The organism is Pseudoneobacillus rhizolycopersici (assembly GCF_054786815.1).
The window spans coordinates 1-276 of sequence record NZ_JBTOOE010000090.1 but is presented as its reverse complement, the minus strand read 5'-3'; the positions used below and the strand labels follow the sequence as shown (position 1 = coordinate 276).

At 59.1% G+C, this 276-nt stretch carries 1 pseudogene; it reads right to left on the bottom strand.

Annotation, left to right across the window (positions count from 1 at the left end):
* Positions 1–256: pseudogene (locus ACX9YW_RS22975) on the bottom strand (hypothetical protein); the annotation flags it as partial.
* Between the last annotated feature and the right edge of the window lie 20 nt (positions 257–276).

Below are 276 nucleotides of genomic sequence, written 5' to 3'. Positions count from 1 at the left end.
GAAGATCCGTGTGGCAGATCCCGCAGAATAGAATTTCGACCTGAACGTCGTGCTCGGTTGGATCGCGCCGCGCGATCCTCGTGTGAGCAAGCGGCGAGGTCGCACTCGCCGCGGAATATGCTTTAGCGTTGTACACGGATTTTTTTTCTGATCCCTTCCTCCCGGTTAACGGCTGGGCCGAGGGCTGAAGTTCAGTCCCCTGCCCCGCACGAGCCCCGAAACTCTCCAGGTTGCTGTCGCCGAGTTTGCTCTTCATCGCGTTCTCCCTTCGAGACC